The organism is Parajatrophihabitans canadensis (assembly GCF_053764775.1).
The window spans coordinates 4,159,674-4,175,493 of the sequence record NZ_CM132445.1 but is presented as its reverse complement, the minus strand read 5'-3'; the positions used below and the strand labels follow the sequence as shown (position 1 = coordinate 4,175,493).

Sequence of the window (15,820 nt, the reverse complement as noted above, 5' to 3'; positions counted from 1 at the left end):
GCACCGCAATGAACTCAGCAATGAACGCCGCAATGAAATCGGAGTGGCATGTGGAGGGACAAAGCCGGTGAGTGATCTCAAATTCGGGATCCACCTCGGTCGGGTTAATCCCGGCCTCTGGGGTGCGGTCGCTGAGGAGGCAGACCGGCTCGGCTACGACTCGGTTTGGGTCCCGGAGCATCTCATCGTGCCGTTGGCGTCGGAGGGTAGCCCGCATCACGGGTCCGACCACCCACCGATCCCGGCTGACATACCGATCTTCGACGCGCTCGGGGTGCTGTGCTACCTCGCCGCCCGAACCGAGCGGATCCGGCTCGGCACGAACGTCTACAACATCGGCCTACGCCATCCGTTCGTCACGGCGCGGGCCGCTTCGACCGTAGACGCTCTCTCAGGCGGAAGGTTGGAGTTCGGCATCGGTTCGAGCTGGCTGCGAGCCGAGTGGGATGCGGTCGGCCTCGATTTCGACCGTCGCGGCGCTCGGGTGGACGAGGCGATCGAAATCTGTCGCCGGCTCTGGAGCGAGCCGGTGATCGAGTACCACGGTGAGTTCTTCGACTTCGAGCCGGTGGCTTTTGAGCCGAAGCTCGTACAGCCGGTGGACGCGATCTTCCACGTCGGCGGTGACGGCCCCGCGGCCTTCCGGCGCGCGGCCACCATCGGCGCCGGCTGGATGCCGATGAATCACCGACTCGAAGATCTGGCGCCCTCGCTGGCTCGGATCTCGGAAATTGCCGCACGCGCCGGCCGCACGGCTCCGCTCGAGATCACGATGCCAGGTGACCTGAACCGTCCCGAGGACATCGACCGCTACACCGCGGCAGGGGTGACCCGCGTGCTGATCAGTCCGTGGCAACGCTCAAGTGGTGCCCTCGACGGCCTCCGGCGTTTCGCCGAGGACTACGGCCCCTTTCGTCCAGAGTCCTAGCGGTTCAGCCGGTGGTTGATACTCCGGTTGATCTCGGCTTAGCCATCGTCGCGCCCGCGAGTCATTGCCGCCGCCGCGAACCTCGACTGATCCCATCCACCCGGTGGAGACAGGGGCATTCGAACCGAAGGAGTCGGTTCCCTGTCGGTAGCACTGAGACTCATCCCTTCGGGATGAGGTAATGGTCCGTGCAATCCGGTAATTCTCAGATGAGGTGATGGTCTTCGTCGGCTACGGCTCGATCCGACGGTTGACGAGACCATCGCAGGAAGGTCGACTTCGATGGCTCTCAGACCAGTTGAGATCATCGTGATCGGCTTTCCGGTGACCAGGATGAACGAGCGCGTGGTTCCCGCGCTACGTGCTCTGATCGACCGAGGTTCGGTAAATGTCGTGGACGCGATGCTTATCAAAACGAATAGCGAAGGGGACGTTGAGATCATCGAACTCGAGCAGGCCGACCTTGACCCGGCGTTGAAGGAGTACCGAATGCTGGTGGGTCAGACGGTCTATGACGTCGTCTCAGCTGAGGATGTTCAAGCTTTCGGTCGCACCCTCGAACATGGTTCATCGGCTGCGGTATTGGCATTTGAGTACAAGGGCACGGAGCCTCTAGGCGGTGCCCTCGTTGGCAATGGCGAGATCGTGACGAACATCAGAATCTCTGGCCGAACGGCTGGCGAGTAGTGCGTACGATCTCGGCGCGACCCTAGGATCGGCGACCATGGCGACACCGCGCACGCAGTTGGAACAGGCCACCAGGTTCTGTCTGGTGATTGGTGCGATCCTGTTGTTGGTGGGCAATCTCTTGCCTGGCGGCGGGAATCTGAGGTTCACAGTTCTGGCGATCGGTGACGTGCTCGTCATCGTCGGCATCATCGGTGAGGGAGTCTGCTTCGTGCTTCGAAGCTCGCGCAGGGAGCAGCAGCGCAAGCGGCGAGCTGGGAGACAGAGCGGCAGCAAACGTGGCTAGGCATCGCACACGTGGCTAGGGATACGGACGGGCGCAGTTGCCCGGGTCGCTAGCTGTATTCGCTGGCAATGGTGGCGATGTAGGCGGCGTACTGACTGACGAGTGAAGGATCGTGCGAGATGTGCAACTGATTCTCCGCGTTGTGTTCGGCGTTCGCAGAGAAGTTGTACGAGCCGGTAGCCAGCGTCGAGTCGATGATGAGAATCTTGTTGTGCATGAAGTCGTGCGGGCCGTCGGCGGTATAGGGCGCGGACTTCTTCGCCACGAGGTGGGCCTTGACCGTCTTCCAATCGCCGAGAGTGCTTGCGCTGCTCGCGCTCTTGGCCCATTCCTTCTCGATCGGTCCCATCTGACCACTGTCATAGATGCCGCTGACGGGTACGTTGCGAGCGATCGCGGCGACGAGGGCGGCGAGGACGGTCCGCGAGGTGAGAACCATCGCCGCGAGCACGATCCGGGTCTTCGCGGCCTCGACCGCAGCGGTCAGCGCGGCGTCCACAGCCTTGCCATCGCCGGGCGCGAAGTCCCAGGCGACAGTTACATGGCCCGCGGTCGTGGTGCCGGCGTCGTTCAGGCCGGTCCCCTTGATCGCGCCGGCGCTCCACAACGCCTTGAAGTCAGCGAGGTAGGCGGGGGCAAGCGTTTGAGACGTCACGGTGATGATGTTGTTTTCCTGCAATGTCCAGGCGTCGTCGGTGAAGTTGGTCGAGCCGGTCCACACTGCCGCGGTGTGGTACTTCTTTGCGCCGTCGCGGACTAGATATTTCGAGTGCATGAGCTGGCCGCTCGAAGCCGTGATCGCCTTCGTCTGGACCTTCGTGCCCTCGAAGTGCTGGTCAACCCAGGCGGCGGTGCCTGGCGGTGCCGGGTCAGCAGCCAGCTTCGCAAACGTTTCCGCCGTGGCAGCAGCAGGTTTGCCGGCGTCGTAGGCAATTCGTACCGCCACGCCGCGATCCGCCGCCTCCGTAAGAGCACTTACCACCGTATTCACGAGCGCATCATCGGAGAGCCGGAAATCATAAATAGCGAAGTCGATTGTGGACGTCGCGGCCTCGACAAAGGACGCGAACTTATCCGCGACCGCTGTGGCCTGATCGCTGGCGCCACCATGCCGGGTGTCGCGCAAAAAGAATGCTTGCACTTGCGGTGCTGCCATAAATCCATTGGACGCCCGCATTGAGCACGCGGCAAGTGAACAATGGGCAATATGTTCGTTCTGATTGTCGAGTTCCAACCGGGTCGGCGATCTGCCAGTATCGTCGGCACGACTATCCGGCGCCCTCCGGCGCAATAGGCAGGCCAACGACGGTGTAGACCGATCACAGCCGAATTACCGAGCTGACGAGGAGTTCGAGATATGGGCACGCTTGATGGCAAGGTCGCATTCATTACCGGTGCCGCCCGCGGGCAGGGTCGATCGCACGCAATTCGGCTCGCAAGCCAGGGCGCTGACATCGTCGCTGTGGACATCTGTCACGACATCGACACGATGGACTATCCCAATGCCAGCGCCGCTGATCTCGCAGAGACGGTCAAGCAGGTTGAATCCCTGGACCGGCGCATCCTTGCCCGTGAGGTAGACGTCCGTGATGCAGGCGGCATGCGAGCGGCGGCCGACGAGGGCTTCGCGACCTTCGGTCGTATCGACATCGTGCTCTCCAATGCGGGCATCGTCCGGCTCTCGCCCGAACCTGACTCCGACTTCGCCGCACGCACCTGGGCTGACATTCTCGGCACGAATCTCACGGGTGCCTACAACACGGTGTCAGCCACCATTCCGCATCTCATCAGTGGCGGGCGAGGCGGCGTGATCGTGCTGACCGGCTCAACCGCCGGTGTTCGTCCAACCGGCAGTACGACCGGCTCGGGCCTGGCTTACACCGCCTCGAAAACTGCCCTGGTAGGTATCGGAAAGCAGCTTGCTGCGGCACTCGCCGAACATTCGATCCGGGTAAACGTCGTGCACCCGACCGGGGTGAAATCGGGGATGACGATGAACGAGTCGATGGCCAAACTGCAGGCGCAGGCGGCTGCCGGAGGCCAGAATACGATCTCAGCGATGCAGAACGCGCTGCCGGTCGACATTCTCGAGCCCAGCGACATCTCCGACGCGATCGCGTTCCTGGTGTCCGATCAGGCCAAATACATCACCGGAGTCTCGCTCCCGGTCGACGCCGGCTTCTCGGTTCGCTAGGTCCGCACAGGCAGCCTGACGACGGCTGGCTAAGCCTCCTCGGCCTGAATCCTTGCCCATTGCTCGTCGATGACCTGCGCCAGAAAGGATCCCTTTGGCCACCCGTAATAGGCGGCAGAATGCAGGCACACTTCTTTCATCTCCTCGTAGGAGATGTCACGGCTTTTCATTGCCGAGTACACGTGTGATCGAACCGGGCCCTCGGTGTCAGCCAGGGCGACGCAGGCGAGCGTGATCAAACGCCTTTCCCGCAGGCCAAGGCCGGGCAGTAAACCGCGAAATGAAGGACGGCTTCAGTCATCTCGTCGTAGGTGACGTCGCCGGTCCTCCAAAGCGGCATACACGTGCTCCTCGATGGGCCGTACCGCGTTCGCAGCGGCCACGCCTCTCGACCCGACTATGCCCAAACGCGCTTGTGGAGCCCGGTGATTGTGACCTGGAAGGCTCTGTCGACTGCCAACTCTGCTAACTAGGCAAGGCCATTCAGCGTGGCACGATCGCGGGTGTCGGTCAGTCGCAGCGCCACCAACGCCAGGTGCAGCCGTGCGCGTCCGAGCGGCGTGGTCGGGTCGTAACCGAGGTGTTCTCGGATCGTGGTCAGCCTGGCCTGCACTGTGGAATGGTGAACTCCGAGCGAAGCAGCGACAGCTCGGACGCTGTCGTGCCGAGTGAATGTTTCGAGTGTGGTGATCATGCGAATGTCCAGGCGCCGCAGGCAAAGTACGTCGGGATGGACGGCGTCCGATTCATCGATGCCGGACGCCAGCATTTCGGCAGCACCCAAGTCCTGCGCGTTGAGGTGTGGATCGCCTGGATGCGTAAGCCTGAGCGCGACCAGTGCGCCTTGCCAGGACTCGAAAGCGCGGGCTGCGACAACGGGCCGGCCGACACCAACTCGTAGCGCCCGGTCGAAGGTTGGCAGCGAGTCACCCATCACCAGCAAGGCGCGTACCGTTCCGACACTCGTTCCGAGTTCGACCGATCTCCGGCGATCGACTTGATCGGGCACCGCGAACTGTTCGAGATCGGCGGGATAGAGCGCGAGCACGCGCAGCGGGCTGTCAGGGTTCAGCCGCAGCTCGGTCAGCGCGTGGGATCGTTGCGTTGTCGACTGGTGCTGGTCCAGCACGTCAGCAATGAGCTCCGTCGCCGCCGGGCCATGGCGCTGGGTTCGCTCGAGCGTTGCTGCTAGTGCGCGGGCAAGTCGTTCCAGTACCAGGGCGTCGCTGGCGAGAGCTTCGCCGGTTCGCTCCAGCCAGACGAGTCCGCCGCCAGACACGGAGCCATGAACCTCAGGCACCTCGTGACTCGGCCAACCCTTTGCGCCCGAGGTCCCTGGGGCAGGGCGGCCGTCCGCATCGACACGGAGAAGGCTTCGGCCGCCGACGTTCTGCATGCCCACCGGGACGCCCGTGAGTGCCGCGGCACCGCGCAGGAAGGCTTCGAAACCGACCCGGCCGTCGAGCAAGGTGTCGAAGTAGGCGATGACGCGCAGTCCTTCGCCAGCTGGGGAATCGAGGGCAGGCAACCGCCCGATGAGTTCACGCACCAACGAATCCGAGCCGCGAGCCGCTCATCTCCGGGACTCTACCGAAGCAAATCCAGTGATCGTAGGGAATGGTCAGAGTCCGAGGGTCCGTTTGAGCCAATCGGTCCTCGTCGCCCGGGACTGCATCGAGACCGCGGCGTGCGGCGCCAACCCGTCGAATCCATGGAATCCGCCGGCCCAGACGTGCAGCTCGGCTTGCACGCCAGCTGCCCACAAACCCAGTGCGTACTGGACGTCCTCGTCGCGGAAGACCTCGGCAGAGCCGACATCGATGTAGGCCGGCGGCAGGCCTGAGAAGTCGACCAAACGTGCCGGAGCTGCGTATGGGGAGACATCAGGCCCGCCCCGCGCCTCGCCGAGCAACGCCGTCCAGCCCAATTCGTTGCTGCGGCGATCCCACACGCCGATGCCCTCGTACTGATGACTGGACGGCGTTTCGTTGCGATCGTCGAGCATCGGGCAGACAAGTACCTGGGCGATGAGCGCCGGACCGCCCCGGTCTCTGGCAAGAATCGCGACGGCTGCCGCGAGTCCACCGCCAGCACTACCGCCCATCACCGCGATCCGTTGGGGATCGATGCCCAACTCTGATGCGTTCTTGGCCACCCACACCAGACCGGCGTAGCAATCCTCGACCGGTATCGGGTGCTGGTTCTCGGGAGCAAGGCGATATTCGACCGAGACGACGACGAGGCCGAAATCTTGAACCCAGTCGAGCATGGACTCAACGCCGGTGTAGCGGTTACCGACAATCATCCCGCCACCGTGAATCGCATAGATGGTCGCAGGCGGTGCGGCCGAGTCGCCGGCGCGCCGAAAGATCGACAAGACCAGGTCGGCGCCGTCCAAGCCATCCGGGATCACCCGTTCATCGATGTCGATGGTGCCGCCACGACTCAATTCGGCCGTCGTGGGCGTAAGCATCGCGTCCCGCATCGGCGCAATGGTCTCGATCGACAAGTCAGCTGAGGACAGTTGCGCCGTGATCGCCACCAGTGCTGCTTGCAGTTCGGGGTCGTATGGAACGGATTTCGTCATCTGACAACGCCCTTTTTTCGTCCGACTCAGGTTCCTTATCTTGCACACGTAAGCGAGGACAGGCCACCGCCGCGCGGGTTCAAATTTCCCGCGCGCAACCGCCATCTGGCGGTCGGGGCGGCCGTGCCGATCGCTGAAAGCGCACAGCGACTGCCCTTCTGGGGGCCGGGAACTCTACGGTGGAGGTATGCCAGATTTTCCCGTGAATCGCTTGCCGGGCCGCAGGCCGTCGGTGTTGCTCGAACTAGATCTGACCGAACTCCCGTCGGCGCCGGACCCGGACGACCCGCTTGCTCGGCTTCGAAGTCGGGGGCGCCACCAGATGCGAGCCACCCTGCGCGCGCTACACGAGGCTGCAAACGACCGCCACGTCGTCGGTCTCATTGCGAAGGTGGGCGGCACGCTGCCCTGGGCCGCAATGCAGGAACTCCGCCTCGGGGTCAGTGCTTTTGCCTCGAGTGGCAAGCCAACGGTCGCGTGGGCCGAGAGTTTCGGTGAAGGTTCTGGCGACACCGCCGCATACGTCCTCGCCACCGCCTTCGATCAGATCTGGTTGCAACCCGGTGGGGGGCTGGGCCTGCTCGGCGTCGGCGTCGAGACGACCTTCGTCCGCGGAGCCCTCGATCGATTGGGTGTCGAGCCCCAGCTGGAGCAGCGATATGAGTACAAGAACGCAGCTGACCGGGTGATGCGGACGGAGTTCACCGAAGCTCACCGCACGGCGCTCGACCGCTTGGCCGAATCGATCTTCGACGAAGCGATCAACGCGATCACCGCGGGCAGGCGGATGGATTCCGCGCGCGTTCGCGAGCTTGCGGACAGTGGTCCACGTACTGCCGCCGAGGCCCTTGACGCCGGGCTGGTCGATGCTCTGGGTTACCGCGACGAGGTGTACACCGCGATGCGGGAGCGCGTCCGTGCCGATGCCGAGCTGCTGTTCGCCGACCGTTGGCGCCCGCGCCGCAGGCCGCACCTCCCGGCCCGAAGCAAGGGACATGTTGCCCTGGTCGAAGTTCGTGGTGCAATCGTCTCTGGGCGGACCCGACGTGGACCGATGGGTCGGCAGGTCGGCAGCGATTCGGTGAGTGCGAGCCTGCGCGCGGCGATGGCTGATGATCACGTCCGAGCAGTGGTCTTGCATATCGACTCGCCGGGCGGATCTGCCGTTGCCTCGGACACGATCTGGCGTGAGGTGTGCCGGATTCGCGAGGCGGACAAACCAGTAGTGGTTGCAATGGGGCAGGCGGCGGCGTCCGGCGGCTACTACATCGCTTGTCCGGCTGACGTGATCGTGGCATTGCCCTCGACGCTCACCGGTTCGATCGGAGTATTCGGCGGCAAGGTCGTTGTTCGGGAGCTTCTGGACCGGGTGGGTTTGAATACCGGGACGGTGGCCCACGGTGCTCGGGCCCTGATGTTCTCCCCCCGACGTGGTTTCAGCGACGACGAGCGCCAGCGGTTGGCGGCCACGATCGACGCGATCTACGCGGACTTCGTTGGCAAGGTCGCGCAGGGCCGGCATCGTTCGATCGAAGAAATCGAGAGCATCGCCCGAGGCCGGGTATGGACCGGCAGCGACGCGCTCGGCATCGGCCTGGTGGATGAGCTCGGCAGCCTTCGCGATGCGGTACGGATCGCCAAGGCTCGCGGCGGTCTGCCCGACGATGCCCCGGTGCGGCATCCGGTTCATATTGGTCCGCTTGCGCGATTCGGCCGTCCGAGAAATACCGAGGACCCGCGTGCTGTCCTACGCGCGACGGTGCCCGGGTTCGCCGATCTAGCGGCCGCACTGGGGTTGCCGGCCGCAGCAGCTTTGCAAATGCCCTCGATCACGGTTCGGTAAGTGCGGCTCTGAGACTCTTGATGACACTGGTCTCACGTAGTTAACTGTTGACTGATCCCATCTCGACTGCCGTCCCAGTCGAGCATCCGATGCCGGTAAAAGGAGTCCTGTCGATGACTGCGATGCCTGAGCCCCAACTGTGGCCCGTGCCAGATCACGTACCGCCCGAGCTCGTCTATCCGTTCGAACAGGTCTACGCCGAGGGTTTCGAGACCGATCCGTACGCGGCCTACGAGAAGGTTCGGACGGAGGCACCGCCGATCTTCTACAGCCCACTCTCCGTCTTCGGTCGCGGGACCTGGTACGTCAGCCGCGCGGAGGATATTCGCCGCACCCTGTCAGACAGCGACTACTTCACGACGACCATGGGATATGGCCAGGGCAACATGGCGATGCCGCGTCGCATGGTGCCATTGGAGCTCGACCCGCCGGACAACCGCAAGTATCGCCTGTTGCTGACACCGCTTTTCTCGCCCGGATCGATCCGTCGTCTCGAACACGGCATCGAAGAAACCGCGAACCGGCTGCTCGACTCGGTCATCGACCGCGGTGAGTGCGACTTCGCGCGCGATTTCGCGGCGATCTTGCCCGGCACCGTGTTCATGTCACTGATGGGCTACCCGCTCGATCGAGCGGAGCAGTTCCTGACCTGGGAAGACACGTTCTTTCACAGTGTCGACCTGCAGGACCGGGTCGATGCAGGCAAGCGAATCGAGGCCATGAATTCGGAGATGATCGCTGAGAAGCGTCGTAATCCGGACGAGGGCTTGATCTCGAAACTCGCCACGCTGACCTTCGACGACGGCAGCCCGGTACCGGACGAGGACATTCAGGACATGGCCTGGCTGTTGTTCATCGCCGGGCTGGACACGGTCAGTAGCGGGCTCTCGCATTCGTTCCGTTACCTGGCCGAGCACCCCGACAAGAAGCAGGAACTCATCGATGATCCCGAGCTCATCCCGAGCGCAGTCGAGGAGTTGTTGCGCTGGCACGCCTGGGTGAACTCGCCGCGGACGGTACGTCAGGACACCACGCTCGGCGGCGTCGAGATGAAGCGCGGCGATGAGATCCTGCAGCTCTACATTCTCGCCAACCGGGACAGCGAGGTCTATGACCGTCCGATGGAGGTCGACTTCCGACGTGCGCAGAACCCGCATTTCGCCTTCGGCGGCGGTCTGCACCGTTGCGTCGGCTCCCATCTGGCCCGTCGGGAACTGGCGATCGCGATCAAGACCTGGCTGGATCGCGTGCCAGACTTCGCGGTGCCCCCGCTGGATCGCCCGCTCGATTACAACCCGATGGGAATGTTCGCCCTGAAGCACCTTCCGCTGACCTGGTCCAAGCCCTCTTCCTGAATCGTGTAACGCTCGGCACCGTAGGGATGCCGAGCGTTACACGATTCGGGGTTCTGACTTGTCGTGATGGGTCGCCAGCGGTGCATAGCAAGCCAGCCCGATCGGGATCGGCAGCCAGAAACTGAACAGGCGCCAGGTGAGCACGCCGAGGATCGCGATACCGCGCGTGGTTTGAAAGGCGACCAGCGTGGGGACGAGGATTCCTTCGACAATGCCCAGCCCACCCGGCGTCAATGGTAGCGCTGCGGCCACGTTCGCCAGACCGTAGGCGACGATGAGCCCAACCGGGCCGAGGGAGTGGCCGAAAGCGCGCACTGAGCACCACAGCGCGAGCGCGTCGAGCAGCCAATTCGAGGACGCCCATAGCAAGGTCTGCCGGAGAAACGCCCGATCGGTACCCAGCAAACGAAGGGTGGACGCCAGGGATTCGATGAGGCGGCGACCCGAGTCGGGGTCAACGTGGGGCAGTCGCGCCAGCAGTCGGGTGACCAGGTCAGTCATTCGGCGTTCGCGGCGCAGGATGAGCACTGTCGCGATCGTGACGAGCAGCATGAGCAGGACTCCAACAGCCGCGACCTGCCCATACAGGGCATCGCCACCGTGCAGGGCCAGCGCAGCGATCAGTCCGATGCCCAGGATTAGGTTCAGAACCACGGCCGAGCCCACCGTCTGCAAGGTCTTGCCAGTGACGACCCGACTCGAGGGGACGCCAGCGCGCACGAGCAGGCGGTAGCCGAGTCCGACGCCGACCAGCGCGCCGGCCGGCACGACGTGGCTTACCGCCAGCGTGCTCATGTCGATCTGCAGCATCCGCGGATACGACAGCGGTGCCCATCGCAACATGCGCTGACTCAAGCGCGAGTAGGCGAGTAGCGACGCGACTTCGGCCAGCAGCCCCGTTATCAGCCACCAGATGTTGATGCCCGACAGCAGATGGATCGTCTTGCGAGCGCCCGCGATCTGCGGCATCAGGACATATTCGACGACGAGCAAGATTGCCAGGATGCCGATGGCAGGTTTGACCACCTGCCGCAAAGGCACCCAGTTGAGGCCGCGTCGCGCTTGACTCACGGGGCCCCCGACCAGGCGAATCGTGGCATAACTAAACAGTAATGGGTTCGGCGAGGGCAGCGGGCGGCCGAGGCCCAGCTACGACAGTAGGCTGAGTGGGTGGCCGACCTTCACAATCCAGACTTCGATTTCGACCTGGCGATCATTGGATCCGGCTCAGGTAACTCATTGGTGACCCCCGATTACCAAGAAAAGCGGGTGGCCATCATCGAGCAAGGGATCTTCGGTGGTACGTGCCTGAACGTCGGGTGCATTCCCACGAAGATGTACGTCTACGCCGCTGATGTGGCCGAGACGATCAGGGAATCGTCCCGCTACGGCGTGGACGGGGTCTTCGAGGGGTCTCGCTGGCCCGACATCCGCGATCGAGTCTTCAACAGAATCGACCCGATCTCGGCCGGTGGTCTCGAATATCGCAGACACAGCCCCAACACCGAGGCGTTTCTCGGGCATGGCCGGTTGACCGGGACGAACTCGATCGAGGTTTCGACCGGAGACAGCTTTACGGCTGAGCAGATCGTCATCGCCGCCGGCGGTCACACCTTCATTCCTGAGGAGATCGTGGCCTCCGGGGTGTCGTACCAGACCTCGGACACGATCATGCGGCTCGAGAAGCTGCCTGAGCACCTGGTCATCGTCGGTGGCGGCTTCATCGCGATGGAGTTTGCCCATATCTTTTCGGCCCTCGGCAGCCAGGTCACGATTGTCGCCCGAGGTGAGAAACTGCTTCGGCACCTGGACTCCGAAATCGCTTCAGCTTTTACCGCACAGGCTGTTCAGCAGTGGCAGGTACGGCTCAATGCGTCCGTGACGGGCGCTCGCGGCGACGTGGGGGAGATTCGACTACAGCTCGCTGACGGCTCCGAGGTTTCCGGTGATGTGCTACTGGTGGCGACCGGTCGGGTACCGAACACCGAGGATCTCGGCGTCGAAGTCGCCGGAGTGACATTGCATTCCGATGGGCGGGTGAAAGTCGACGAGTATGGCCGCACGAGCGTCGCGGGCATCTGGTCTGTCGGCGATGTGTCTTCGGAATATCAGCTCAAACACGTGGCAAATCACGAGGCGCGCGTTGTGGCGCACAACCTGACCCATCCCGACGATCTGCAGAAGTTCGACCATCGATTCGTGCCATCGGCGGTCTTCACCCGGCCGCAGGTAGCGACCGTAGGCCTGTCTGAAGAAGAAGCGTTGGCCCGCGGCCTCTTTCACCGCACGGCGACCCAACGTTACGGCGACACGGCCTATGGCTGGGCGATGGAAGATACGACGGGTATCGCGAAGCTGATTGCCGATCCCGGCACTGGTCTGCTGTTGGGAGCCCACATCATAGGCTATCAGGCCTCGAATCTGATCCAGCCGCTGATTCAGGCAATGTCGTTCGGTCAGCGGGTTGTCGATCTGGCTCGTGGCCAATACTGGATTCACCCTGCGCTGATGGAGGTAGTCGAGAACGCGTTGATCAAGCTGGATATGCATTGATTCCGGTGCTCGAGGTTGGCGGTACCCACGTAACCGCAGCCTGGGTGCAGCCGGACAGCTGGCAGATCACCGCATCGCACCGTCGAGAGATTGACGCTGCCGCGACTGCCGAAACCCTCATCGCTGAGTTCGCTGCGGCAGCGGCGGAGCTGGTGGCGCCGGCTGGGGTGCCGTGGGGCATCGCCATGCCAGGGCCATTCGACTACGCCTCCGGGGTCGCTGCCTATAACGGTGTCGGTAAATTCGAAGGATTGCACGGCGTCGACGTACGAAGCGCCCTGACCCGGGCGACGGCGGACGTCGGCTCGCCGGGAGCGATCAGTTTCATCAATGATGCCAGCGCTTTTCTCCTCGGGGAATGGCTGATCGGTGCAGCGCGGGGCAGCCGGCGCAGCGCGGCGATCACACTGGGCAGCGGCATCGGCTCGGCCTTTCTCGCCGATGGCGTCATCATCGATTCAGGAGCCGAGGTACCACCCGACGGCGAAGCGCACCTGCTGAATCACGATGGTCTACCGCTGGAAGACTGGGTGTCGCGCCGGGCGATCAGACGAAGGTATGCGGAGGCCGCCAGCGTCACTCGACATGGGGCCGCCGTCCCCATAGCCGACGAAATTGACGTGCGTGAGATTGCTGATCGCGCTCGTGCCGGTGATGCGCTCGCCCGCGACATCTTCGATTCGGCCTTCGAGGTACTCGGCACAGTTCTCGGACCCTGGCTGGACGGCTTCGGCGCAGAAGTGGTCGTTGTGGGTGGTTCGATCAGCAAGTCGTGGGACCTCATCGAACCGCCGTTTCGCCGAGGGCTGGCCCGCTCGACGCCGATACCGTTGCGGTTGACGGCAGATGCCGATCGATCCGCGCTGGCGGGAACGGCATATAGCTGCGCTAGTCGGGCCTCGCTGCCCGCACATTGAGGATGTCGACGGGGCCATCGCCGGCGCCGATACCGGCCAGCCCGTGCAGCACGGCTTCGCTGGCGAGTTCCGACGCATGCTTGGCGGCCTCGGTCAGACTCTGCCCGCGGGCCAGACAGGCGGCCAGCACTGCAGAATGAGTGCAGCCAGCCCCGTGCGTGGCCGCAATGTCATATCTCGTAACCGCAAACTCGAAATGATCTTTACCGTCAAAGAGATGATCGATCGCGCTCTGGCCGTGCCCACCGGTTACCAACGCGCCGCGCGCACCCATCGCGACGAGAGCTTCGCTGAGTTCGGCGCGATCCTCCGTGTCCAGGCCGGTTAGTTCCTGTGCCTCCATGAGGTTGGGCGTTATGACCGTGGCGAGCGGAAAGATCTGGCCGACCAACGCCTCGACGGCATCCTCCCTGAGCAGGCGAGCGCCCGACGAGGCCAACATGACGGGATCGACCACGAGCGGAACTGCGGGTTCGGTACGGGCGAAGTCCTGCAGAACGGCTGCGACCGCCGCGATGATCGGCGCCGAGAACAGCATCCCGGTCTTGATAGCCGCAGGTGCGAGGTCTTCCAATACGGCTTGGATCTGGGCCGTGACGAATTCCGGCGGGCACTCGTGGATCGCGGTAACACCAACCGTGTTCTGGGCGGTCAGCGCGACGATGGCCGATGTGCCGTGAACTCCGCAGCGGGCAAAGGCTTTCAGGTCCGCCTGGATGCCGGCCCCGCCGCCAGAGTCAGACGACGCGATGGTCAACGCGGAGGCCGGGACTTGGCTGCCGGGTTGGGTCCACGGCTCATCAGACATTCGGTCTGCTTGCTGGGTCGGCGTATCAGGCATGAGAGAACCGTACTAACCTGGCAGATGTCCCCGCGGGAGCCCGTCGAAATGGGCTGAGAGGGTGGCTGTGCTCACTGGCGCGCGTCCTGGCGACAGTGAGATCGGGCCGCCGACCGCTTGAACCTGATCCGGCTAATACCGGCGAAGGGAGAGGTGGTCTGCGATGTCCACAAGTACACGGCCCAACCCGGCACCGAACAATTCCGGCGACCATCGCCGGTGGGGAGGCGGGTCGAACTCGTCGTCCGTCGCCCATGTCGAGGCTCCGGTGACACTCACCGAAGATGTGCCCCGCACCCTCGGATTGTTCGACCAATTCGGTTTCTGGGGCAACCTCGGCGTCAGCCTGCTTGGGTTCTCAGGCGCACTCGCGATTCTGGCGCCAACCAATGCCGCCCCGCTCAGTCTCGGCGGCGCTGTGCTGGCGGCCGTGGTCGGCTCGGCCATCGGCGGCTTGATCCTCGGGACGACATTGGTGCTCGGGGCCAAGACGGGCGCGCCGGCCATGGTGATCTTGCGCGGCGTGCTCGGGGCGCGCGCCTCGATCGTCCCGACCATCCTCAACATCGCGCAGTGCGTCGGGTGGGCGGTGTTCGAGCTCGTGGTCATCACCACCGGACTGCAAGCGTTGACTCACGAGAGCATCCCTCGCTGGCTCTGCCTGCTGGCAGCCGGGCTCGTCACCACCGCCCTGACGATCTGGCCGCTCGGCTGGATTCGCTCATTGCGCAAATACGTTTCGCTGCTGGTCGTCCTGGCGTTGATCGTGCTGGTGGTGGGCCTGCTGCGTGATCCCGTGCCGCACTTGGCTGGTTCGTACTCGGGATTCTGGTTGGCGGTCGATTCCGCAGTCGCACTGACTATTTCGTGGGTGCCGCTCGGGGCCGACTATTCGCGTCATTCGAAGGACGCTGGGTCGGCCTTTGCTGGTGGCTTCATCGGCTACGGCTTGACCCAGATCGCTTGCCTGGTCATCGGGCTGATCGCACTCGCCCAAGTCTCGCAGGACGGCGACAAGATCTTCGACTTGTTCATCGGGTTGCCACTGGGGACTATCGCTTTTTCAATACTGGTCATTCGCGAGACCGATCAGAGCTTCGCGAACGTGTACTCGACGGCGATGAGCATCCAGAACCTGCGGCCCAAGCTGGATCGGCGCGTTCTCACGATTGGCCTGGGGGTCATCGTGACCGCGTTGGCAATGACCATCGACATCAGCGATTATGCCAATTTTCTCTATCTGATCGGTGGGGTATTCGTGCCGATGTCCGGCCTGCTGGTCGCGGTGTGGATCCGAACCCGGGGCGAGCGCCTGGACCTCTCCGATGCGGCGCCGACGAGGCCGGCGATGCTGGCGGCCTGGGCAGTCGGCTTCGTCGTATATCAGCTGATCAATCCGGGCAGCCTTGATCATTGGTCGAATTTTTGGACCAGCCTCAGTACGCATCTGCACACCGCCGGCCACACCTGGCTGTCGGCGTCGGTGACCTCGTTCGTGATCGCACTGCTCATTGCGATCCCCTTCGCTGCATTGCGTGAACCGGCCGATCAAGCCGTCGCGCAATGACGGTCGGCGCTCTGAGTTGAAGCCGACAACTGAGCGCAATCGAAAATGGCGTAGCGTCGAAT

General features: G+C 63.6%; 15 protein-coding genes and 1 riboswitch. Of the genes, 9 read left to right on the top strand and 6 right to left on the bottom strand.

Annotated elements, in window-relative coordinates; all coding sequences use genetic code 11:
* Positions 1-67: 67 nt before the first annotated feature.
* The 3 genes from ACSMXN_RS20105 (at position 68) to ACSMXN_RS20095 (ending at position 1,901) form a co-directional block, all read left to right on the top strand.
* Entirely contained in the window at positions 68-928 is an 861-nt protein-coding gene (locus ACSMXN_RS20105) for a TIGR03619 family F420-dependent LLM class oxidoreductase (protein ID WP_022914603.1), read from the top strand.
* A gap of 282 nt (positions 929-1,210) precedes the next feature.
* Positions 1,211-1,615: a DUF6325 family protein gene (locus ACSMXN_RS20100; protein ID WP_022914604.1), complete on the top strand. Its 405-nt coding sequence runs from the start codon at positions 1,211-1,213 to the stop codon at positions 1,613-1,615.
* Between the two features lie 37 nt (positions 1,616-1,652).
* Positions 1,653-1,901, top strand: coding sequence for a hypothetical protein (locus ACSMXN_RS20095; protein ID WP_022914605.1), 249 nt, complete (start codon positions 1,653-1,655; stop codon positions 1,899-1,901).
* A gap of 49 nt (positions 1,902-1,950) precedes the next feature.
* On the opposite strand, the gene ACSMXN_RS20090 is transcribed toward ACSMXN_RS20095, so the two are convergent.
* A complete protein-coding gene (locus tag ACSMXN_RS20090) occupies positions 1,951-3,057 on the bottom strand; it encodes a phospholipase D-like domain-containing protein (protein WP_027139755.1) in 1,107 nt (368 codons plus the stop codon).
* Positions 3,058-3,258: 201 nt separating this feature from the next.
* On the opposite strand from ACSMXN_RS20090, the gene ACSMXN_RS20085 reads away from it, so the two are divergent.
* Positions 3,259-4,095 (top strand): mycofactocin-coupled SDR family oxidoreductase, encoded by an 837-nt coding sequence (locus ACSMXN_RS20085; RefSeq protein WP_022914607.1) that lies wholly within the window; start codon positions 3,259-3,261, stop codon positions 4,093-4,095.
* A gap of 29 nt (positions 4,096-4,124) precedes the next feature.
* Here the strand turns inward: ACSMXN_RS20085 and ACSMXN_RS20080 are convergent, their stop codons facing one another.
* The 3 genes from ACSMXN_RS20080 to ACSMXN_RS20070 form a co-directional block, all read right to left on the bottom strand.
* Positions 4,125-4,334 carry a carboxymuconolactone decarboxylase family protein gene (locus ACSMXN_RS20080; RefSeq protein WP_196811382.1) on the bottom strand — a complete coding sequence of 70 codons (210 nt, stop codon included), beginning with the start codon at positions 4,332-4,334 and terminating at the stop codon, positions 4,125-4,127.
* A gap of 230 nt (positions 4,335-4,564) precedes the next feature.
* On the bottom strand, positions 4,565-5,644 hold the full coding sequence (locus ACSMXN_RS20075; RefSeq protein WP_022914609.1) for a helix-turn-helix domain-containing protein: 1,080 nt from the start codon (positions 5,642-5,644) through the stop codon (positions 4,565-4,567).
* A 72-nt stretch (positions 5,645-5,716) separates the two neighbouring features.
* Positions 5,717-6,682 carry an alpha/beta hydrolase gene (locus ACSMXN_RS20070; RefSeq protein ID WP_022914610.1) on the bottom strand — a complete coding sequence of 322 codons (966 nt, stop codon included), beginning with the start codon at positions 6,680-6,682 and terminating at the stop codon, positions 5,717-5,719.
* Between the two features lie 187 nt (positions 6,683-6,869).
* On the opposite strand from ACSMXN_RS20070, the gene sppA reads away from it, so the two are divergent.
* Positions 6,870-8,525 carry a signal peptide peptidase SppA gene (sppA, locus tag ACSMXN_RS20065; RefSeq protein WP_022914611.1) on the top strand — a complete coding sequence of 552 codons (1,656 nt, stop codon included), beginning with the start codon at positions 6,870-6,872 and terminating at the stop codon, positions 8,523-8,525.
* 113 nt (positions 8,526-8,638) lie between these two features.
* Positions 8,639-9,880 (top strand): cytochrome P450, encoded by a 1,242-nt coding sequence (locus tag ACSMXN_RS20060; RefSeq protein WP_196811383.1) that lies wholly within the window; start codon positions 8,639-8,641, stop codon positions 9,878-9,880.
* Positions 9,881-9,916: 36 nt separating this feature from the next.
* On the opposite strand, the gene ACSMXN_RS20055 is transcribed toward ACSMXN_RS20060, so the two are convergent.
* Entirely contained in the window at positions 9,917-10,951 is a 1,035-nt protein-coding gene (locus tag ACSMXN_RS20055) for a lysylphosphatidylglycerol synthase transmembrane domain-containing protein (RefSeq protein ID WP_022914613.1), read from the bottom strand.
* Between the two features lie 99 nt (positions 10,952-11,050).
* On the opposite strand from ACSMXN_RS20055, the gene ACSMXN_RS20050 reads away from it, so the two are divergent.
* On the top strand, positions 11,051-12,433 hold the full coding sequence (locus ACSMXN_RS20050) for a mycothione reductase (RefSeq protein WP_022914614.1): 1,383 nt from the start codon (positions 11,051-11,053) through the stop codon (positions 12,431-12,433).
* Between the two features lie 5 nt (positions 12,434-12,438).
* On the top strand, positions 12,439-13,350 hold the full coding sequence (locus ACSMXN_RS20045) for an ROK family protein (RefSeq protein WP_051148981.1): 912 nt from the start codon (positions 12,439-12,441) through the stop codon (positions 13,348-13,350).
* On the opposite strand, the gene thiD is transcribed toward ACSMXN_RS20045, so the two are convergent.
* Positions 13,322-14,191: a bifunctional hydroxymethylpyrimidine kinase/phosphomethylpyrimidine kinase gene (gene thiD, locus ACSMXN_RS20040; protein ID WP_196811384.1), complete on the bottom strand. Its 870-nt coding sequence runs from the start codon at positions 14,189-14,191 to the stop codon at positions 13,322-13,324. The genes ACSMXN_RS20045 and thiD overlap by 29 nt on opposite strands.
* A 22-nt stretch (positions 14,192-14,213) precedes the next feature.
* Positions 14,214-14,358, top strand: a riboswitch (TPP riboswitch).
* Here thiD and ACSMXN_RS20035 point away from each other — a divergent pair.
* On the top strand, positions 14,355-15,758 hold the full coding sequence (locus tag ACSMXN_RS20035) for a cytosine permease (protein ID WP_022914617.1): 1,404 nt from the start codon (positions 14,355-14,357) through the stop codon (positions 15,756-15,758). Its footprint overlaps the riboswitch before it by 4 nt.
* Positions 15,759-15,820: the final 62 nt, after the last annotated feature.

Coding starts and splice junctions, on each gene's coding strand:
- sppA (WP_022914611.1), top strand. CDS start 6,870: ATGCCAGATTTTCCCGTGAATCGCTTGCCGGGCCGCAGGCCGTCGGTG.
- thiD (WP_196811384.1), bottom strand. CDS start 14,191: ATGCCTGATACGCCGACCCAGCAAGCAGACCGAATGTCTGATGAGCCG.
- ACSMXN_RS20090 (WP_027139755.1), bottom strand. CDS start 3,057: ATGGCAGCACCGCAAGTGCAAGCATTCTTTTTGCGCGACACCCGGCAT.
- ACSMXN_RS20085 (WP_022914607.1), top strand. CDS start 3,259: ATGGGCACGCTTGATGGCAAGGTCGCATTCATTACCGGTGCCGCCCGC.
- ACSMXN_RS20095 (WP_022914605.1), top strand. CDS start 1,653: ATGGCGACACCGCGCACGCAGTTGGAACAGGCCACCAGGTTCTGTCTG.
- ACSMXN_RS20070 (WP_022914610.1), bottom strand. CDS start 6,682: ATGACGAAATCCGTTCCATACGACCCCGAACTGCAAGCAGCACTGGTG.
- ACSMXN_RS20060 (WP_196811383.1), top strand. CDS start 8,639: ATGACTGCGATGCCTGAGCCCCAACTGTGGCCCGTGCCAGATCACGTA.
- ACSMXN_RS20035 (WP_022914617.1), top strand. CDS start 14,355: ATGTCCACAAGTACACGGCCCAACCCGGCACCGAACAATTCCGGCGAC.
- ACSMXN_RS20100 (WP_022914604.1), top strand. CDS start 1,211: ATGGCTCTCAGACCAGTTGAGATCATCGTGATCGGCTTTCCGGTGACC.